17 protein-coding genes are annotated in these 19008 nt (G+C 72.7%); 12 read left to right on the forward strand and 5 right to left on the reverse strand.

Features of this window, described 5'->3' with window-relative positions; genetic code table 11:
* Positions 1-1013 precede the first annotated feature (1013 nt).
* From ABZ635_RS23920 to ABZ635_RS23970, 11 genes are all read left to right on the forward strand, one after another.
* Positions 1014-2483: a dicarboxylate/amino acid:cation symporter gene (locus ABZ635_RS23920; protein WP_357769088.1), complete on the forward strand. Its 1470-nt coding sequence runs from the start codon at positions 1014-1016 to the stop codon at positions 2481-2483.
* A 216-nt stretch (positions 2484-2699) separates the two neighbouring features.
* Positions 2700-3956: a chemotaxis protein CheA gene (locus tag ABZ635_RS23925; protein ID WP_357769133.1), complete on the forward strand. Its 1257-nt coding sequence runs from the start codon at positions 2700-2702 to the stop codon at positions 3954-3956.
* 238 nt (positions 3957-4194) lie between these two features.
* Positions 4195-4809 (forward strand): PadR family transcriptional regulator, encoded by a 615-nt coding sequence (locus ABZ635_RS23930; RefSeq protein ID WP_357769090.1) that lies wholly within the window; start codon positions 4195-4197, stop codon positions 4807-4809.
* Positions 4806-5543, forward strand: coding sequence for an ABC transporter ATP-binding protein (locus tag ABZ635_RS23935; protein WP_357769092.1), 738 nt, complete (start codon positions 4806-4808; stop codon positions 5541-5543). The genes ABZ635_RS23930 and ABZ635_RS23935 overlap by 4 nt, the downstream gene beginning before the upstream one ends.
* A gap of 1 nt (position 5544) precedes the next feature.
* Positions 5545-8472, forward strand: coding sequence for an FtsX-like permease family protein (locus ABZ635_RS23940; RefSeq protein WP_357769094.1), 2928 nt, complete (start codon positions 5545-5547; stop codon positions 8470-8472).
* A gap of 247 nt (positions 8473-8719) precedes the next feature.
* Positions 8720-9076, forward strand: coding sequence for a hypothetical protein (locus tag ABZ635_RS23945; protein ID WP_357769096.1), 357 nt, complete (start codon positions 8720-8722; stop codon positions 9074-9076).
* A 250-nt stretch (positions 9077-9326) separates the two neighbouring features.
* Entirely contained in the window at positions 9327-9845 is a 519-nt protein-coding gene (locus ABZ635_RS23950; protein ID WP_357769098.1) for a hypothetical protein, read from the forward strand.
* Between the two features lie 80 nt (positions 9846-9925).
* On the forward strand, positions 9926-10300 hold the full coding sequence (locus ABZ635_RS23955; protein WP_357769100.1) for a hypothetical protein: 375 nt from the start codon (positions 9926-9928) through the stop codon (positions 10298-10300).
* Between the two features lie 23 nt (positions 10301-10323).
* Positions 10324-11367, forward strand: a complete 1044-nt coding sequence (locus ABZ635_RS23960) for a peptidoglycan-binding domain-containing protein (RefSeq protein WP_357769102.1) — start codon at positions 10324-10326, stop codon at positions 11365-11367.
* Positions 11364-11999 (forward strand): ATP-binding cassette domain-containing protein, encoded by a 636-nt coding sequence (locus tag ABZ635_RS23965; protein WP_357769104.1) that lies wholly within the window; start codon positions 11364-11366, stop codon positions 11997-11999. The genes ABZ635_RS23960 and ABZ635_RS23965 overlap by 4 nt, the downstream gene beginning before the upstream one ends.
* Entirely contained in the window at positions 11986-13053 is a 1068-nt protein-coding gene (locus ABZ635_RS23970) for a hypothetical protein (protein WP_357769106.1), read from the forward strand. The genes ABZ635_RS23965 and ABZ635_RS23970 overlap by 14 nt, the downstream gene beginning before the upstream one ends.
* Here the strand turns inward: ABZ635_RS23970 and ABZ635_RS23975 are convergent.
* From ABZ635_RS23975 to ABZ635_RS23985, 3 genes are all read right to left on the reverse strand, one after another.
* Positions 13040-13702: an AAA family ATPase gene (locus ABZ635_RS23975; protein ID WP_357769108.1), complete on the reverse strand. Its 663-nt coding sequence runs from the start codon at positions 13700-13702 to the stop codon at positions 13040-13042. The two genes, ABZ635_RS23970 and ABZ635_RS23975, sit on opposite strands and share 14 nt — an antisense overlap.
* A gap of 17 nt (positions 13703-13719) precedes the next feature.
* Positions 13720-14064: a zf-TFIIB domain-containing protein gene (locus ABZ635_RS23980; RefSeq protein WP_357769110.1), complete on the reverse strand. Its 345-nt coding sequence runs from the start codon at positions 14062-14064 to the stop codon at positions 13720-13722.
* A gap of 104 nt (positions 14065-14168) precedes the next feature.
* The gene (locus ABZ635_RS23985) at positions 14169-15551 is read right to left on the reverse strand and encodes an NAD(P)H-quinone dehydrogenase (RefSeq protein WP_357769112.1); all 1383 of its coding nucleotides are present in this window, start codon (positions 15549-15551) and stop codon (positions 14169-14171) included.
* A 325-nt stretch (positions 15552-15876) separates the two neighbouring features.
* On the opposite strand from ABZ635_RS23985, the gene ABZ635_RS23990 reads away from it, so the two are divergent.
* Positions 15877-16701, forward strand: a complete 825-nt coding sequence (locus ABZ635_RS23990; RefSeq protein WP_357769114.1) for a purine-nucleoside phosphorylase — start codon at positions 15877-15879, stop codon at positions 16699-16701.
* A gap of 443 nt (positions 16702-17144) precedes the next feature.
* Here ABZ635_RS23990 and ABZ635_RS23995 read toward each other — a convergent pair whose 3' ends face one another.
* Both ABZ635_RS23995 and ABZ635_RS24000 read right to left on the reverse strand, forming a co-directional pair.
* Positions 17145-17780, reverse strand: a complete 636-nt coding sequence (locus ABZ635_RS23995; protein ID WP_357769134.1) for a PH domain-containing protein — start codon at positions 17778-17780, stop codon at positions 17145-17147.
* Positions 17780-18877 (reverse strand): adenosine deaminase, encoded by a 1098-nt coding sequence (locus tag ABZ635_RS24000; protein WP_357769116.1) that lies wholly within the window; start codon positions 18875-18877, stop codon positions 17780-17782. The genes ABZ635_RS23995 and ABZ635_RS24000 overlap by 1 nt, the downstream gene beginning before the upstream one ends.
* Between the last annotated feature and the right edge of the window lie 131 nt (positions 18878-19008).

The following is a 19008-nucleotide window of genomic DNA, read 5'->3' on the forward strand; positions in this document are numbered from 1 at the left end:
CTCTGTGCCAAGGCACAGAGGCGCGGCGGATACAGCCAAAGGCGAGGTTAACCCTTCACCCCCAGGGGTTTTGAACCTCAGTCATGTGCGGTAGTAAGCCGCACGGCGCAAACCCCCTGAGCCACAGCGGGGTACAGACGTGCACGTGAGTGCTGGGTTCAGTGGAGCGGGTCGGCCGTAGAGCGGCAGGCGGCGCCCGGACGGCGGGGGTTTTTACCAGTCCGGGGGACACGCATCTCTCGAACACATCAGTTGTCCTGGGGGGTGGCCCGGTGCCGTGCTTGGCCCTGAACCGCCAGTCGTGTCACGCGAGAGCACATCCGCCAAGTGCGGTCCGGGCAGAGCACCATGCGCACACCCCGCCCTGACCAGAGTCCTCAGCACACAAGGGGTACGCAGTAAGCGGCACAGGACCTACAGGCCCAAAGGGATAAACGGGTTGGCCGTAGAGGGTCCCACACACAACAACCACAGACCACGCCCCACCCCCAACACCTCAACCCCCAACACCCCCTCCCTCTCCCCCGCACCCTCACCTCGCCCACCCCCTCCCTCTCCCCCACCGGCGTGATCCTCGTCGCGTCCCCTGCCGGGAAGATCCAGCCCCGCAAGGGCTTGCGGCCGCTCACCACCACCGTGTGGGGAAGTTCGTCCGTTTGCGTATGGAAAAGGTAAGAGATCCGGGTTAGTGTTCTCGACTGTGACGAACATCTGGGGACTGACGCGAAGGTGGCACATCGACCTGTGCCGCTTCAGCAGCCACGCGTGTAGCTAGGTCCACGCGCGCCCGTGCCATCCGCCGGGCAGCCCGCGCCTTCCGCCGGGCAGCGCGCCGCTCACCCTTCCCAGGTCACCCTTCCGGTGATCTTCCGCGGTCACCATTCCGGTGATCTCCAGGTCACCCCTTCCGGTGATGCCCCACCCATCCCCTGTGCCGAGCCCCGCAGCCCGCCTCGCCGACCCGTGACGTCGAACGCGCGTGCCCGGCCACCCACCCATGGAGTCATCCTTCCGTGTCTGAGCAGACCACAGTTCCCAGACGTAAGCTGCGTTTTCCCTTCGCCCTCCAGGTGTTCGCCGGTGTCGTCCTCGGCATCGTGCTCGGTGTCGTCGCGGTGCAGATCGGCCCCGTCGGCGACGGCGAGCCGAACTGGCTGGCCGTCACCCTCCAGACCGTCGGCTCGACGTTCGTGGCCCTGCTGCGCACGATCGTCCCGCCGCTGATCGTCCTCGCCGTCATCTCCTCCATCGCCAACCTGCGCAACGTGTCCAACGCCGCGCGGCTGGCGTGGAAGACCCTGCTCTGGTTCGCGATCACCGCGCTGGTCTCGGTGGCCATCGCGATCGTGATCGGCCTGACGTTGCGCCCGGGCCTGAACAGCGCCGTGGACGCCTCCACCGCCGCCGAGCCGTCCACGAACGGTTCCTGGCTGGCCTTCATCGAGAGCATCGTCCCGGCCAACTTCTTGGGCCTGGCCGCGAGCACCTCCGCGGCGGACGACGGTTCGCTGAGCACGTCGCTGTCGTTCAACGTGCTCCAGCTGATCGTGATCGCGGTGGTCCTGGGCATCGCCGCCGTGAAGGTCGGCAAGGCCGCCGAGCCCTTCATCGCGTTCACCTCCTCCACCCTGGAGGTCGTGCTCAAGGCCCTGTGGTGGATCATCCGCCTCGCCCCGATCGGCACCGTGGGTCTGCTGGGCAACGCCGTGTACAGCTACGGCTGGACCACCATCGGCGCTCTCGGCCAGTTCACGGTCGCGATCTACCTGGGCCTGGCCCTGGTGCTGTTCGTCGTGTACCCGCTGGTCGCCCGCGCCAACGGCCTCTCTCCGGTCAAGTACTTCACCGGTGTGTGGCCGGCCGTGCAGCTCGGTTTCGTGTCGCGCTCCTCGCTGGGCACCCTGCCGGTCACGCAGCGGGTCGCGGAGCAGAACTTCGGCGTTCCGCGCCACTACTCCGCCTTCGCGGTGCCGTTCGGCGCCACCACGAAGATGGACGGCTGCGCCGCGATCTACCCGGCGATCTCGGCGATCTTCGTCGCCCAGTTCTTCGGTCTCGACCTGGGCGTCACCGACTACCTGCTGATCGTGTTCGTCTCGGTGATCGGTTCGGCCGCCACGGCGGGCACCACCGGCGCGACCGTCATGCTGACCCTCACGCTGTCCACCCTGGGCCTGCCCCTGGAGGGCGTGGGCCTGCTGCTGGCCGTCGACCCGATCCTGGACATGGGCCGCACCGCCACGAACGTGGCCGGACAGGCGCTCATCCCCGCGATCGTCGCCAAGCGCGAGGGCATCCTCGACGTGGCCCGCTACCACGCCCCGCGCGGTACCACCGGGTTCGTCCCGGAGGACCTGCCGGGCACCGTGACCGGTGACGCGATCGCCGCCGAGCGCGCGGAGGCCGAGCGCGCCGCCGCCTCGGGGGACGCGATCTCGGAGAAGCCGGACGCCGACCTCGCGGAGTCGGCTGCCCGGTCCTAACGCACCACCCCTTACCCTCACCACCCTCCTCCGCGTCACCGCGAGGCCCGCCGGATTCCGCCCGGCGGGCCTCGCCGCGTTCGGCTCCGGGAGTCTCCGAGGTGGGAGACTCCGGACACGGTGGCTGACCTCGGGAACTGTGGGGGTTCCCTGTTCGTCCCTGTGTGTGAGGGAGGCGAGAGGATCGACATGTTGCGCCGCTTGGTTACACCCACAGTGCTCACCGCCGGGCTCGCGGCGGCGATGGTGACGGCCGGGGCGGGTTCCGCCGCCGCCGACACCGCGAGCGAACCCCCGCAGACTCAGGACATCGTCGCGGAGCTGGAGAAGGACGGGGTGTTCGTCGACCCGTCCATCGAGGGCTTCCCCAGCGCCGACGAAGCCGCTCTGGAGGCAGCCGCCGCGAACGCGGACACCCCCGTCTACTACGTGGTCCTGTCGAGCGAGGTGACCACGACCGAGGCCGGGACCAACGTGGTCATGGAGCCCGTCATGGCCGAGGTCGGCGACGGCGCCTACGGCGTCCTCGCCGGCAGTAACGACTTCTTCGTGACCTCCCCGAACCTGGAGAACACCCAGGCCGTGAAGGAGGCCGCGCTCGCCGGGAACGGCTCGGACAGTCCCACCAACGCCATGGTCGCGGTGCCCGGGGCGGTCGACTCCGTCGAGAACGCGGCCGAGGCCCCGGCCGGTGGCGGCGGCGGTTCCGGCCTGGTCCTGCTCACGATCCTCGTGCTGGTCGTGGCGGCCGGTGGCTGGTACGTGTACAACAGCCGCAAGAAGCGCGAGGCCGAGAAGGCGAAGCAGCTGGAGGAGATCCGGCAGATGGCCACCGAGGACGTCGTACGCCTCGGCGAGGACGTGGCCCGCCTGGAGATCGACGTGTCCCAGGTGGACGACGCGACCCGCACGGACTACTCACGGGCCATGGACTCCTACGACCAGGCCAAGGCACTGCTCGACACCATCCAGGAGCCGGAGCAGGTCAAGCAGGTCACCAGCGCGCTGGAGGACGGCCGCTACTACATGACGGCCACCCGGGCGCGGATGAACGGCGACCCGGTGCCGGAGCGGCGCGGTCCCTGCTTCTTCAACCCGCAGCACGGCCCCTCCAGCGAGGACGTCACGTGGGCGCCGCCCGGCGGCTCGCCCCGGTCGGTCACCGCGTGTTCGGTCTGCGCCCAGGCGGTGCGCACGGGCGGACAGCCGGACGTACGGATGGTCGAGGTCGACGGGGAGCGCCGTCCGTACTACGACGCCGGTCCGGCCTACTCGCCCTACGCGGGCGGCTACTTCGGCATGAACATGATGATGGGCATGTTCACCGGCATGATGATGGGCTCCATGATGGGGTCGATGATGGGCGGCGGCATGATGGACGCCGGAGGGGATATGGGCGACGGAGGCGACGTCGGCGGGGGTGACTTCGACGGCGGCGGCGACTTCGGGGACTTCGGCGGCTTCGACTTCTGACCGTTCGCGTCACTGACGCGGTGGAGGGCCCGGGCGGATCGCCCGGGCCCTCCGTGCGTGCGGTCTCCGTCCCTCGCGCTCCACGTCCGCCCCCGCTTCGCGTCCGCCCGGGCACCGCATCCGCCCGGCACCACGTCCGCGGTTCTCACGTTTCGTGTCCGGATGAGGCCAGCGGGTTGCCAACTGCTTACCGGGTAACTACTCTCTGAATGGTTACTCCGTAAGTAGAGGTGCTCCCATGTCCGTACGCCAAGGGTTCCTGGCCCTGCTCTCCCACGGCCCCAAGCACGGCTACCAGCTGCGCGCCGAGTTCGAGAACCGCACCGCCGGTACGTGGCCGCTCAACATCGGGCAGGCCTACACCACGCTCCAGCGCCTGGAACGCGACGGTCTGGTCGCCCCCGCCCGCGACGACGACCCCGACGCCCCCGAGCGCTACGAGCTCACCGACACCGGCCGCGCCGAGGTGGACTCCTGGTGGCACGCCCCGGTCGGGCGAGGCGCCCCCGCGCGCGACGAACTCGCCCTGAAGCTCGCCCTGGCGGTCACCACCCCCGGTGTGGACGTCCGCGCCGTCCTGGACACCCAACGCGCCGAGACCCTGCGCGGGCTCCAGGACTACACCCGGCTGAAGTCGCCCGACCCCGGAACGGACCGGCCCGGCGACCGGCCGGACGACGACCTGGCGTGGCACCTGGTCCTGGACGCGCTCATCTTCTCCGCCCAGGCCGAGATGCAGTGGCTGGACCACGTCGAGGCCCGGCTGGTCAGGGCGGCCGCCGAGCGCGGTGAGCACCCCGCCCCCGCCGAGGGGGTCCGGGGCGCCGCACCGGAGCGGGAGGCCCTGGGATGAGCCCGGCGGGACCGGCCGAACTGATCCTGCGCGGGGTCGGCCGCACCTACGGCGAGGGGCCCACCCGGGTCCGCGCCCTGGCCGACGTCGACCTGGAGGTCCACCCCGGCGAACTGGTCGCGGTGACCGGGCCCTCCGGCTCCGGCAAGAGCACCCTGCTCGCCCTGGCGGGCGGCCTGGACACCCCCACGACCGGCACCGTCACGGTCGGGGAACTGGACCTGGGCCCCCTCGGCCCCCGGGACCGGGCCCGGCTGCGCCGCCGCAGGATCGGCTACGTGTTCCAGGACTTCAACCTCCTGCCCTCCCTGACCGCTGCGGAGAACGTGTCCCTGCCCCTGGAACTCGACGGCCTCCCGCAGCGCACCGCCCGCGAGCGGGCCCGGGAGTCCCTGGCCGAGGTCGACCTGGAGCGGCACGCCGACCTCTTTCCCGACCAGCTCTCCGGGGGCGAACGCCAGCGGGTGGCCCTGGCGCGCGCCCTGGTCGGGCCGCGCGGGCTGCTGTTGGCCGACGAGCCCACCGGCGCGCTGGACACCCGCACCGGCGACCACGTGATGGCCCTGCTCCGGCGCAGGGTGGGCGCCGGGGCCGCCGGGCTGATCGTCACCCACGACCCCCGCCACGCCGCCTGGGCCGACCGCACCGTGTTCCTCAGGGACGGTCGGATCAGCGTGTCGACCGGCAGCCGTCTCGGCGCGGACACGCTCCTGTCAGGTCGGGGGGACGGCTGAAGTGCTCCCCTCGCGCGATCGCCTCTCCCCGCTGCTCGCCACGCTGCGCCTGGCCCGGCGCGACCTCCTCCGGCACCGCACCGCCTCCCTGCTCCTCGCCCTGCTGCTCGCACTGCTGGTGGGCGGCGCGGTGGCCGGGGACGCCCTGGTGCGCTCCTCCTCGCCTTCGGCGGAGTCACGGGCCACCACGCTGATGGGCGAGGCGGCCCAGGCCCGGGTGGAGTGGGTGGTTCCCGGCCGGGTCCTCCAGTCGCCCGAGGGCGAGCGGGCGGTCAGCGAGGGGGACGGGGAGTCCGCGCCCTCACGCGGGGAGTACGAGGTGCTGTTGCTCTCCCTGCTGCCCGAGGGATCGTCCCTGCTCGGCGCGGTCCGGGCGACGGTCGACGCTGAGTCCGCCGGGCGCTCCGCCGAAGACCTCACCGTGTTGGAGACCGACACGGGCGGCCCGGAGCTGGCGGGCATGTTCGTCTCGGAGGAGGGCGTGCCGCCCGAGGAGCCAGGGGAGGCCTCGGTCGGGGCGGACCTGGCCCTGCGGCTGGGGCTCTCCCCCGGCGACAGCCTGGTGCTCACCGACGCCGGTGGCGACGAGCACACGGTGACCGTGACCGGGGTCCACCGCGCCGCCCGCGACCGCACCGACCTGCTTCTGGCCCCCGGCGGGCTGCCGGACCAGGGCGACCGGCTCGACGCCCCGGTCTCCTCGCCCGTGTGGTTCGTGTCCGGGCACGCCCCGGTCACCTGGGAGACGGTGCTGGAGATCAACGCCACCGGCTCCTCGGTACTGAGCCGCGCGGTGATCGCCGACCCGCCGGACCCGGAGGAGGTCGCGCTGCCCGCCGATCCCGCCGCGTCCGTCCCCCCGTCCCCGTGGGTGTTCGGTTCCGCCCTGGCCGGGGTGTGCCTGCTGACCGGCCTGGTGGTGGGGCCCGCGGTAGCGGTGCGGGCCCGGCGCGCCACCCGCGACCTGGCGCTGATGGCCGCCCAGGGAGGCGACCCCCGGACCCTCCGGCGGATCGTGCTCGCCCAGGCCTTCCTGGTCTCCTCCGCAGGGGGCCTCGTGGGCGCCGCGGCGGGCTGGGGCGGTGTGTGGGCGTTCACGTCCCTGGCACGGGCGCGTGGCGACGTGACCTTTCCCGAGCTGGTGCTTCCGGTGCGCGACGTCGCACTGCTCTGGCTGCTGGGCGTGGCCGTGACGCTGGCCAGCGCGCTACCGCCCGCCGTGCGCGCGGGCCGCGCGGACCCGGTGGCCGCGCTGTCCGGGCGCCCGGTACCCCCGCCCCGGCGGACCCGGGTGTGGTGGGCGGCACCGTTCCTTCTGTCGGGGGCCGCGCTGACCGCGGCCGCCCTCCTCGTCCCCGCTTCCTCCCTGTACGTGCCGGGGGCGGCGGTCGCCTCGCTCGGCCTGGTTCCGCTGGCCCCCGCGCTGGCGGTGTCGGCGGCCCGGCCCGCCGGTCGGTTGCCGCTCGTCGCCCGGTTGGCCCTGCGCGAGGCGGGACGCCACCGGGAGCGCACGGGCATGGCGGTGACGGTGGTCGCCACGGCGGTGGCCGCGCTGGTCGCGGTCGCGGTGACCGGGGCCTCGGTGGTGGCCGCGGAGGTCGAGGCGCACCCGCCCCGGGCCGCGGTGGGCACCGCCCTGCTGAGCTTCGACGCATCGGAGGAACCCGCCCCGGAGCGGGTGGACGCGGCGGCCGACACGCTGCGCGCGGAGCTGGGCGCCGAGGAGGTCGTCCCCGTGCGGATGCTGGCTCCGGACCGGCGGTGGCGACCGTTGCCGGACCCGAACCGCCCCTGCCCGGAGTGGGCGGTGACGCCGCCCCCGGGAACGAGGACGGAGCCGGTGCCCGAGGGGCTGCTCCAGGGGGAACCGAACTGCGCGTTGGACGGCTTCGGTCTCGCTCTGGGCACGTCGTGGCCGACCGGCGGCTGGGACAACGCGCTGGTGGACGACGGCTCCCTGGTGCGCGCGCTGGATCTGCCCGGCGCGCGGAGGGCCGCCGACGCGCTGGCGGACGGACGTGTGGTGGTGACCCGTGACGCGGGGCTGTGGACCGACGGCGGGGCCCGGGTGGAGATCGCTCCGCCCGGGGAGGGGACGTGGACCTTCGGGGAGTCGCGCGGCGAGGACGGCGGCTCGGTCGTCGGGGACACCGGCGACCCGGGGGACGACGGCGGGGACGTGCCCGGCGGTACCACCGGGAACCCAGGACCGGACGCCGGTCTCGGGATCGACGCGGAGGGAGTCCCGGCCGTGGAGGACTCGGAAGAACCGACCGGCCCGGCCCCGGACGCCGACGTGCTCGTGCGGGACGCCGTCGCGGTGGAGTGGCCCGGCACCGGGTACGGACTGATCGTCCCGCCCTCGCTCGCGGCCGAGCGCGGCCAGGAGGTCCGGACCGTGGGGCTGGTCGCGCCCGCTGTGGGCCGCCCCTCCCCCGAGGCGGTGGAGGGCGCCCGGAGCGCGGTGCGCGAGGCCGCCGCTGCCGACCTGTCGGTGGAGGAGCCGTACGCGTCACCGCGCGCCCGGCGGACCCACGCGCTGCTGGCGCTCGCCGCCCTCGTGGCGGTCGGTGCCTGCCTGGTGGCGACCCGGTTGGCCGCCGAGGACGCCCGGTCGGAGCGGCGGACGCTCCTGGTGGTGGGCGCCTCCCCCCGGACGGACCGCCAACTGGGCGCGGCCCGGAGCGGGGTCCTCGCGGTGCTCGGCGTACTGGCCGGGTCGGTGGCGGGGCTGGCGGTCGGTACGGCCGTGGTGGTCGGTGAGAACCTCGCACCGGGCTTCCACGACCCGGTGTGGCCCCTGGTGGTCCCGTGGCCACTCCTGTCGGGTGTCCTGGGCGGCCTGGTCGCGGCGGCCGTGGCCCTGGGAGCGGCGACGGCGCCGGTCACGAAGCGTGTCCGAGTACGAGGACGTAATCCCTCTGCGTGACCACATACGGCCAACCCACTACACACGGTAATGATCCATCCTTCGAATAGACCTTCGACCGGAGACCGGGAACCCCAGCCACGACCCCTTTTCAGCACACATCGAAACCACATTCCACAAATCTTTGAGTAACTGACAGCGATACCCGGAGCCGGGACCCGAAAAATCCCGCTTGCCCCCTCAAGAGGAAGTTCGTATAAAAGAATGGCAGGACCAACCACGCACATTTTCCAGAGAAAGGCAAGGCATGTCCGAAACGAACGGGACCCCCACCCGGACGACGGCGTCCAAGCGCGCGGCGGGGCTCCTCCTCAGCTCCCTGCTCGTCCTCGGCGGAGGGTTCACCGCCGTCGCCCCGGCGGCCGCCAGCACCGCTCCCGCGAGCGGAGAGGTCGGAGCCGCCTCCTGCTACGGCTACACCTCGCTGAGCGCCAGCCGCTCGATGGCCGGCACCGTCACCACCAGCTGCAAGCAGGGCCGTTCCTGGGCCCAGCACGGAAGGGTCTACGTCCAGACGGCCTGGGCGACCCAGCGCTCCCAGGCCGTGGCCCGGGGCGGGCAGGGCGCCACGCCGCGCAAGGCCGGCTGGGACATCCTCCGTTGACGGTCTGACCAGCCCATGAGGGCACACACCGCATGACAGGCGGGACCGAGCGAGCGCAATTCGCTCGGTCCCGCCCCACCGGCCGCCCGAAGACGACCAGAACACCGATGATACACCTTTTCTGAAAGGAGCCAGAGTGACGCCCATACCTTTCCTTCGTGCTGTCTTTTTCGCGTCCCTTTCGTTCATTCTGCTATCCGGTTGCACAGCATCGGATAACGACGACGAGGACACCGCGAACACGGCACTCATGAACGTCTTCGAGGAGTTCCGCGACGACGCGGAGAACGACTTCGAGCGCGGCGTGTTCGAGCGCGCCCTGGAGAGTGGCGGCATCAGCGAGCAGGACTACGAGGAAGCGCACAGCCGCTACGCCGAGTGCATGGAGGGGGCCGGTGTGGACGAGGTGCACACCAAACAGCCCAACGGCCTCTACGCGCGCGAGCCCGCGCACCTCCCCGATGACGACGATGCCGCCGAGGCGTACTTCGAGCAGGGAAACGAGTGCGCCGAGGGCACCATCGCCAGCATCGAGGCCGCGTTCAACATGCAGGTCAACAACCCCGACGGGCGCGACCCCTCCGAGGTCGTCGCCGACTGCCTGGTGCGTGTCGGGGTGGTCGACGCCGACTACACCGCCGAGCGCTTCGACGAGGACCTGGAGCGGGCCTCCGACTCCGACTTCCAGGACGGCCCCTTCGACGTCACCGACCCCGAGGTCCAGGACTGCCTGGAGTCCGGCGGTATCCACATCAGCGTCGCGGACTGACCCCCCGCACCCGCGAGCCCCATCCGGGCATCCCTCCCGAACCCACGACCCAGAACACCCTGACACCGAAGGTGGACACCATGCCCGAACGGAACCCGACGCTCCTCGCCGCCCTGCTCCTGACCACCGGCACCCTCCTCCTGTCCGCCTGCACCGCCTCCGGCGACGACGCCGACCCCGCCGCCGACGAGTCGCCCGGTGCCTCGGCGGAGGACGCGGTGGAGGAGGACGTCGTCACCGAGGGCGAACCCGAGGGCGACGAGTCCGAGCTGGAGACCTACCAGAGCGCCGTGGACTGCCTGGTCGAGAAGGGCGCCGCCGAGGAGGGCTACACGACGGCCGCGTTCGAGGCCGACCTCTTCGGCGGCTTCCTGAGCGGCGAGGCCGACCCCGAGCACCCCGAGTTCGCCGACTGCCTGGCACTCAGCGACGTCGAGTTCGCGTTCGAGAACTGACCCCGATCCACCGAGGACGCTCCGTGAAGATCCGACCCAGTGGGACCACGCTGCTGGCGGCGCTGCTCCTGCTCACCACCGGCGGCACCGCCGGTTTCCTGCTGCGCCCCGCAGATCCGCCCTCCGACCTGGCCTCGGCCACCGAACTGGACTCCGCTCCGGTGGTGGCCGAGGCGTTCACCGACGAGCGGAACGTGCGGGTCGCCCTGAACGTGGCGCCCGCGCTCGACCTGGTCTTCGGCCGGAGCGGCACGGTGACGGCGTCGTCGTGCGTGCCCGGCGCCGCCCTGGAGTCGGGCGCGGTGCTGGCCCGGGTGGACGACGCTCCGGTCGTCGGGCTGGCCACCTCCCTGCCGCTCTACCGGGACCTGGGCCAGGGGCACCGGGGAGCGGACGTGCGCGCCCTTCAGAAGGAGCTCGACCGCCTGGGCTACTCCACCTCGGTCGACGGGGTGTACGGCTGGCAGACGGCTCGGGCGGTGCGCTCGCTGTTCAAGGACGCCGGAGTCCGCCACCCGGACGGCCGCCTGTCCCGCGAGGACGTGGTGTGGATGCCGTCCTCCGAGGTGGCCGTGGACTCCTGTGCCGTCCAGCCGGGCTCCTCGGTGAGCGCGGGCGGGGCCTACGCCGAGGTGCCCGGTGTGCTGGAGTCCGCCCAGCTGGAGTCGGTGCCCGAGTCGCCCCTCACCGGCGACCGGTTGCTGACCGTTGCCGGAGTGACCGGCCCCGTGGACGAGGACGGCCTCGTCGACGACGCGGAGTTCCTCCGCGAGCTGGCGGGCACACCCGCCGTGCGGAGCGCCCAACAGGGCGAGGAGGAGCCGGTCAACGGTTCCCTGGAGCTGGCCGAGGCGGTCGACGCGTTCACCGTTCCCCCGGGCTCCCTGGTGGGGACCGCCGAGGGTGCGAGCTGTCTGGAGTCCGGCGGCACCCTGTACGCGGTGCGGGTGGTCGGCTCGTCGTTGGGCGGCGCGGTGGTGGTACCCGCCGCCGACGGCGACCTGCCGGACCGGGTGGACCTGGGGCCCGCCCAGAGCGCCACCGACTGCCCCGGGGAGGGCGTGTGAGCGCCTCGGTGGTCGTCAGCGGCCTCTCGCACGCCTTCCCGGGCCACCCGGTGCTCTTCGAGGACCTCTCCTTCGAGCTGCGGCCGGGGCGGATCACCGGCCTGTGCGGCCCCTCGGGCTGCGGCAAGTCCACCCTGTTGTCGATCCTCGCGGGCTGGGTGGAGCCGACCGGCGGGCAGGTACGCGCCACGGGTGTGGAGCGTACGGGGTGGGTGTTCCAGAATCCGCACGGGGTTCCGGGACGCACCGCGCTGGACCACGTGGTCCTGCCGCTCCTGGCCCGGGGGACCGCGCGCGCCGAGGCCGAGGAGCGCGCTCGCGCGGTGATGGCGGACTTCCGCCTGACCGAGGTGGCCGACCGGCCGTTCCGCCAGCTGTCGGGAGGTGAGGCCCAGCGCCTGATGCTCTCCCGGGCGGTGTGTTCGGCGCCCGACCTGCTGTTGGTGGACGAGCCCACCGCGCAGCTGGACCCGCGCACCGCCGAGACGGTCAACGCGACCCTGGGCGGGATCGCCGGGGCGGGCGCGATCGTGGTGATCGCCACCCACGACCCGCACACGCGTGCGGCGTGCACGGACGTCATCGACCTGCACTCCGCTGCTCTGGGGGTGGTGCGCGGTGAGGCCCTCTGACCTGCTCGTGGAGGTGTGGCGCAACGTGCGCTCGGGGACCGCCCGCGCCGCTCCCTACGCCCTGGCGCTCGCGGCGGCGGTGGGCGCCCTGGCCGTGGCGGACGCCCGCTCCGTGGTGGACCTGCACCGGGACGCCGCCGCCTATGTCGCGGCGGGGGCCTCCGTGCGGGTGCTCACCACCGAGGACTCCGTGGACGGCGTCCCGTGCGAGGCCCTGGCCGGGGTTCCGGGTGTCAGCGCGTCGGGCGCCCTGTCCGAGGGGACCGCCCTGACCCTCGCCGTGATGCCCGACAACCCCGTCCCGGTCTACGAGGTGACGACCGGCATGGCGGGGGTGCTGGGGACCCGCGCGGAGTCGGCCGCCGGGGTGTGGGTGTCGGAGTACACCGCCGAACTCCTCGGTGTGGGGCCCGGCCAGGAGTTCGGTACCGACGCCGGACCCATGACGGTGGCCGGGGTGTTCCCCTATCCCGACGACGGCCGCGACTCGCGGCTGCGCTACGCCGTGCTGGTGCCAGAACGGGCGGAGGGGACCTACTCCGAGTGCTGGGCCGACACCCGCCCGCCCACGGACCGCGCGGACGAGCTGCTCATGTGGGCGGTGCGCACGGGAGCGGACCCGGCGGCGTCGGTCAACGTGGGCCAGTTGAACACGACGTTGGGAGCCGGGTTCGACGGGGCGGCCGCCTTCGCGGAGCGGACCACGCGGTTCGCCGCGCCCGCCGCCGTGCTGGTCGGGTTCGTGCTCGGGTTCACGGCGGTGCGGCTACGGCGCCTGGAGCTGGCGTCGGCACTGCACGTGGGGGTGTCGCGCCGGGCCCTGCTCGTGCAGACCTCCCTGGAGACGCTGCTGTGGGCGGTCGCCGGTCTGCTCCTGGTGGGGTGCGCCCTGGCGGTCGCGGTGCGGCTGGGCAACCCGGCCGACCCCTGGGAGACCCTCGCGGTGAGCGCCCCGACGGCCGTGGCGGCGGGGGCCGCGGCGCTGGCCGGGGCGGTGGCGGCCGTGTGCCGGGTGCGTGAGGAGCACCTGTTCCGGTACTTCAAGGACCGCTGAGGGACGGCGCCGGGGTGGCCGGGCCGGGGTGGACGCCCTCCGCCCAGCGCCGGACCGCCTCGGCGGTCTCGGGCGGCGCGGTGGCGGTGGTGTCGAGCAGGGTGACGGGCGGCAGCAGCCGCCCGGCCTCGGCGGTGAGCCAGTCCTGGTGGTCGAGGGTCTCGGCGATGCGGGCCTCGTCCCATCCGCGCCACCCGGGGCGCCCGCGCAGGCGTTCGGCGAGCACGTCCGGGTCGCAGGTGAGCGCCAGGTAGTGGGTTCCCGAGAAGAGGGCGCGTTCGGGCAGGTGCTCCAGTTCGGGCGGGGCCACCGTCCCGCAGAGCACGACGGGCCGCCCGCTCTGCTGCACCATGGCGGCGGTGCGCAGCCAGGTCGAGCGGAACAGGCGGTGGTCGTCGGCGGGGTCGCGCAGGCCGCCCACCCAGAGCAGGTCCTGTTCGAGCACCACGAAGCGGTCCGCCAGGCGCGCCAGGAGTTCGCGCGCCACGGTGGACTTCCCGGTGCCGCTGGGTCCCGTGACGCACAGGAGCGGCAGCCGCAGGAAGGGGCGGGTCAGCCCGCACGAGGCGCAGCGGAGCACGTGCTCCCCCGCTCCCGTGTCCGGTCGCCCGTCCCACTCCCCGCAGTGTGTACAGATGAGCGGGTGCACGGCCCTCACTCCAGAGGTCAGTCGAAGAGCTGTTCGAGGAAGCTCTTGCGGCGGCGCCGGTAGGGGCGGGGCGAGTCGTTGTAGCCCCGGTAGGCGGGCGGCGAGTCGGAGTAGCCTCCGTGGCCGCCGTAGCCGCGCGGGGAGTCGGGGTAGGCGCGGCGCTGGCCGGGGTGGTGGCCGGGGTGGGGCGGGGGCGCCTGCGGGTCGGGCGGAACGGCGCCGTAGTGGCGCTGTTCGGCGGAGACCACGCGCTCCAGCTCGCCCCGGTCCAGGAAGATCCCCTGGCAGCCGTCACACCGGTCGATGTGGACGCCCTGGCGGTCGTAGGTACGCATCTGGCTTTGGCACTTCGGACAGATCACCCCGGAACGGTATTCCGGGCGCTGTCAAGGACGGGTAAGGAGACGGGCCCGCCGTGTGCCCCACGTACCCACACGGCGGGCGGCCCGGTCTGCGGCCGGGCCCTCTACTCCGGGGAGGCCAGCATGAGGGAGCGGGCGGCCTCGGTGACGCTGCCCGACAGCGACGGGTACACGGAGAAGGTGTGCGCGATGTCGTCGACCGTCAGGCGCTGCTGCACGGCGATGGACACACCGAGGATGAGCTCGCTGGCGCGCGGGCCGACGATGACGCCGCCGAGCACGATCCCGGTGTGCTGACGGCAGATGAGCTTGACGAAGCCGTCCTTGACCTGGTTCATCTTGGCGCGCGGGTTGGTGTTCAGCGGCAGGGTGACCGTGCGGCCGTCGATCCGGCCGCTGCGCACGTCGTCCTCGCTGGCGCCGACCGCCGCCAGCTCGGGGTGGGTGAACACGGTGGAGGCGACGGTGGACAGCTGGAGCGGGGACACGGCCTCGCCGAGCGCGTGCCACATGGCGATGCGGCCCTGCATGGCGGCGACGGAGGCCAGCATGTTCACGCCGGTGCAGTCGCCCGCCGCGTAGACGCCGGGCACGGTGGTCCGGGAGACCCGGTCGACCTCGACGAACCCGCCCTTGTTGAGGCGGACCCCGGCCTCCTCCAGGCCCAGGCCCTCGGTGTTGGGGATCATGCCGACGGTCATCAGGCAGTGGCTGCCGTCGACGGTGCGGCCGTCGGACAGGGTCACCCGGACGCCGTCCTCGGTGCGCACGACCGACTCGGCGCGGGTCTGGCTGAGCACCGTCATGCCGCGCCGCATGAACACCTCCTCCAGCACCTCCGCGGCGTCGGAGTCCTGCGTGGGCATGACGAGCTCACGGGAGGACACCAGGGTGACGTCCGAACCCAGGGCCTGGTAGGCGCTGGCGAACTCGGCGCCGGTGACGCCGGAGCCGACCACGATGAGCTTCTCCGGGAGCTCCTCCAGGTCGTAGAGGTGGCGCCAGGTCAGGATGCGCTCGCCGTCCGGTTTGGCGGTGGGCAGTTCGCGGGGGTGGGCGCCGGTGGCGATGAGCACGACGTCCGCGCGGATGCGGCGCTCCCCCACGGCGACGATGTGCGGGTCGACCAGTCGGGCCTCACCGATGACGACCTCGACGCCCTCCTTGACCAGGCGGGCGCGGGTGTCGTCGGACTGTGCCTGGGCCAGGCGCTTGATCCGCCCGTTGATCTGGTCGATGTCGACCCGGACGGCCTCCTTGTGGTCCTCGGTCTCCGGGATGTGGATACCCAGGCTGGCGGACTCGCGTACGTACGTGGTGCGGGTGGACGTGGCGATCAGGCTCTTGGAGGGGACGCAGTCGGTGAGGACGCAGGAGCCGCCGATCCCGTCGCGCTCCACCACGGTCACGTCCGCGCCCAACTGCGCGGCGACCAACGCCGGCTCATAGCCCCCGGGCCCGCCACCGATGATCACGACCTTCGTCACGCTGCTTCACTCCCTCTATGGGCGGTGCGGCCCTGCCGTACCCGGTCCGGGGCGGTGTCGGGACACGGCGGGGCGACCACCTGGTTCTCTCGCTTACGTCCATTGTCCGCCATGCCGGGTGTCGATGACCGCAGCCGCCCCCGGTCAGTGGGTGGCCGGGCGGGGTGCGGGGCCCGTCGGGACCCCTCCCGGGCTCCGAGAATGCGACGAAGGACACGTGGGCCGGGGTGCCCGGCGCACCGGCGGTGACACGTACATTCCGCCCTACGGCCACCCAGCGTTGCGGTCCGGGATCAACTGACTACAGAGCGGTAGTATCCGACTTGTGAGCGAATCAGAGCAGCCGCCCCGGACCACGGGCGAGGCGAAGCAACTGGCGGACTCCGCGGCAAAGGAGCTGTTGGCCCGCGCCGGCGCCGACAGCTTCGACGCACTGGTGGTGCTCGGCTCCGGCTGGGCGGGCGCCGCGGACGCGCTGGGCACGCCCGACATCGAGATCGACGCGACCGAACTGCCCGGATTCGTTCGGCCCACGGCGGAGGGGCACAGCGGGCGGGTCCGCAGCATGTGGGTGGGCGACAAGCGCGTGGTCGTGTTCGTGGGACGCGTCCACCTGTACGAGGGCTGGGGCCCGATGACGGCCGTGCACGCCGTGCGCACCGGGATCGCCGCCGGCGCCCGGGTCGCGGTGCTCACCGGTTCGGCCGGGTCCCTGCGCACCGACTTCCAGCCGGGTCAGCCGGTGGTCCTGCGCGACCACGTGAACCTCACCGCGACCTCGCCGCTGGCCGGTCCGGACTTCGTCGACCTGACCCGGACCTACAGCGAGCGGCTGCGGGCGATCATCCACGAGGTGGACGTGACGCTGGCCGAGGGCGTGTACGTGTCCACGACCGGTCCACAGCTCCAGACCCCGTCGGAGCTGAAGGTGCTGCGCCAGGCGGGCGCCGACGTGGTGGGGCGGTCGATCGCCCTGGAGGCGATCGCCGCGGTGGAGATGGGCGCCGAGGTGCTGGGGCTGTCGATCGTCAGCAACGACGCCGTGGGCGCGGTGCTGGACCCCTTCGAGCAGGAGCGCGCGTTGGAGGTCGTCGAACATCGGGCCCGCCGTCTCGGCGAGCTGCTCCACCGCGTGGTCGACGCGGCCTGAGGGAACGGGACGCGGCCGGGGCCGCACCGACGGACCGGCGCGAAAGACCGGCGCGAACAGCACGAAGCCCGGCCGAGGCCGGGCTTCTCCGTGCCCGAAGGCACGTGTGCTGGGGCACCTCCGACCGGGTCCGGGCGGTCGGTACCGGCGTGGCGAGCGTACATCCCGAGGCCTGGGATGGACGGTACCGGCCGTGGACCCGGTCGGAGGCGGTGCTTTCCCCGGTGCCGCACCGCGCCCGGAGTCCCCGCAGACCCCGTTGGACTGGCGCTGGCGGCACCTTCTCTTCCCGATATTCAGTTGAACCGCGCGCGTCGCCCTGGGGAGAGGTCCGGGTGGGTGGCCATCCGCGCGAAGCCCGCCCACCCGGAACGTTTCCCCTTAGGCATGCCTAACCTAACCAGAATCGTGGGGGTCGCGTCAACCCCGCGCCCGGCGCGGGTTCACGCCAGGAACAGCACCGCGACCAGCAGGAGCAGCGGCACGCCCAGGACCACGATGACCTCGACCGGCACCATGGTCTGCGGGTGCTCCTCGGCTCCCAGCGCGGCCGGACCCTCCTCGTCGACCTCGCGGATGGGGCCGCTCAGCGGACGCGCCTTGTACCGCTCGGCGTCCCGGCGCAGCTCACGGGCGACCAGGTCCACCGGGCGCATCCGCTCCGGGTCCTTGTCGTCGTCGGGGTCCAGGTAGCCCGACTCCCGGCGCATGTTCTCCCGCACCCTCGCCCGCTTCGTCTCGCGCAACGGCCAGGACCGGTAGACCCCGTCCGGGGTGTGCACCCGCAACACGTCCACCACGTCCACCCACAGCACGGCCGCCCACGGCACGAAGGTCTCCCGCAGGGGGTTGACCATCCGGATGCCGCGTTCGGTGGAGACCACCCGGGGGCGCAGCCAGGCCGTGTAGACCGCGGCGACGCTGAACACCAGGACGGCCCCGGCGATCCACGCCATCCGGTCCTGGCCGCGCAGCACCAGGTCCAGCAGCAACAGGACCGCCACGACCACCCACGCGACCGCCATCACCCGGGAGGACGTGGAGTAGTGCGTGGTCGTGTCCCCGGCCGAACGGGCCATCAGTGCGTCGCCCACTTCAGCTGCGCGAAGCCCGGCTTGATGGTCCCGTTGATCAGCGCCAGGCGCTCGTCGAACGGCAGGAAGGCCGACTTCATGGCGTTCACCGTGAACCACTGGAGGTCGTCCCAGTCGTAGCCGAAGGCCTCGCTCAGCTTGGCGAACTCCTCCGACAGGGTGACCCCGCTCTGGAGGCGGTTGTCCGTGTTGACCGTGACCCGGAAGCGCAGGTCGCGCAGGAGGCCGATCGGGTGGTCCGCGATGGAGTCGGCCGCGCCGGTCTGCACGTTGGAGCTCGGGCACATCTCCAGCGGCACGCGCTTGTCCCTCACGTACTGGGCCAGGCGCCCGAGCACCGGGACACCGCTCTCGTTGGAGGTGATGTCGTCGATGATGCGCACGCCGTGGCCGAGCCGGTCACAGCCGCACCACTGGAGCGCCTCCCAGATGGAGGGCAGCCCGAACGCCTCACCCGCGTGGATGGTGAAGTGGAAGTTCTCCCGGCGCAGGTACTCGAAGGCGTCCAGGTGGCGGGTGGGCGGGTTGCCCGCCTCGGCGCCCGCGATGTCGAAGCCGCTGACCCCGGCGTCGCGGTAGCGCACCGCCAGCTCCGCGATCTCCGACGAACGGGCCGCGTGGCGCATGGCGGTCACCAGCTGGCCGGTGCGGATGCTCCGACCCGCGTCGGCGGCGCGCTTCTGCCCCAGTTCGAGCCCCTCCTGGACGGCCTCCACGACCTCCTCCAGGGTGAGCCCGCCCTCCAGGTGCTGCTCGGGGGCGTACCTCTGCTCGGCGTAGACCACGCCGTCTGCGGCCAGGTCCTCGGCCGCCTCCGCCGCCACCCTCACCAGGGCGTCGCGGCTCTGCATGACCGCCGTGGTGTGGGCGAAGGTCTCCAGGTAGAGCTCCAGCGACCCGGAGTCCGACGCGTCACGGAACCAACGCCCCAGCTCGGCGGGGTCGTAGGTGGGCAGGTCCCGGTAGCCCGCCTCCCGCGCGAGCTCGACCACCGTGGACGGGCGCAGCCCGCCGTCGAGGTGGTCGTGGAGGAGCACCTTGGGCGCCCGGCGGATCTGTTCGATGGTGAGTGGCTGGTTCATCCGTTCAGGATGCCACCAGGTGGGGAGGTCACCCGACACGGCGCCACGAAGTTGCCGACGATCCGGTAGAAGCCGTCAGCGGGCGGACCGGGAGGCCCCGTCGGCGCCGCCCCGGGGGGGGCGGCGCCGGT

This window comes from Nocardiopsis sp. NPDC007018, from assembly GCF_040635075.1.
In the GTDB taxonomy this organism is placed as follows: domain Bacteria; phylum Actinomycetota; class Actinomycetes; order Streptosporangiales; family Streptosporangiaceae; genus Nocardiopsis.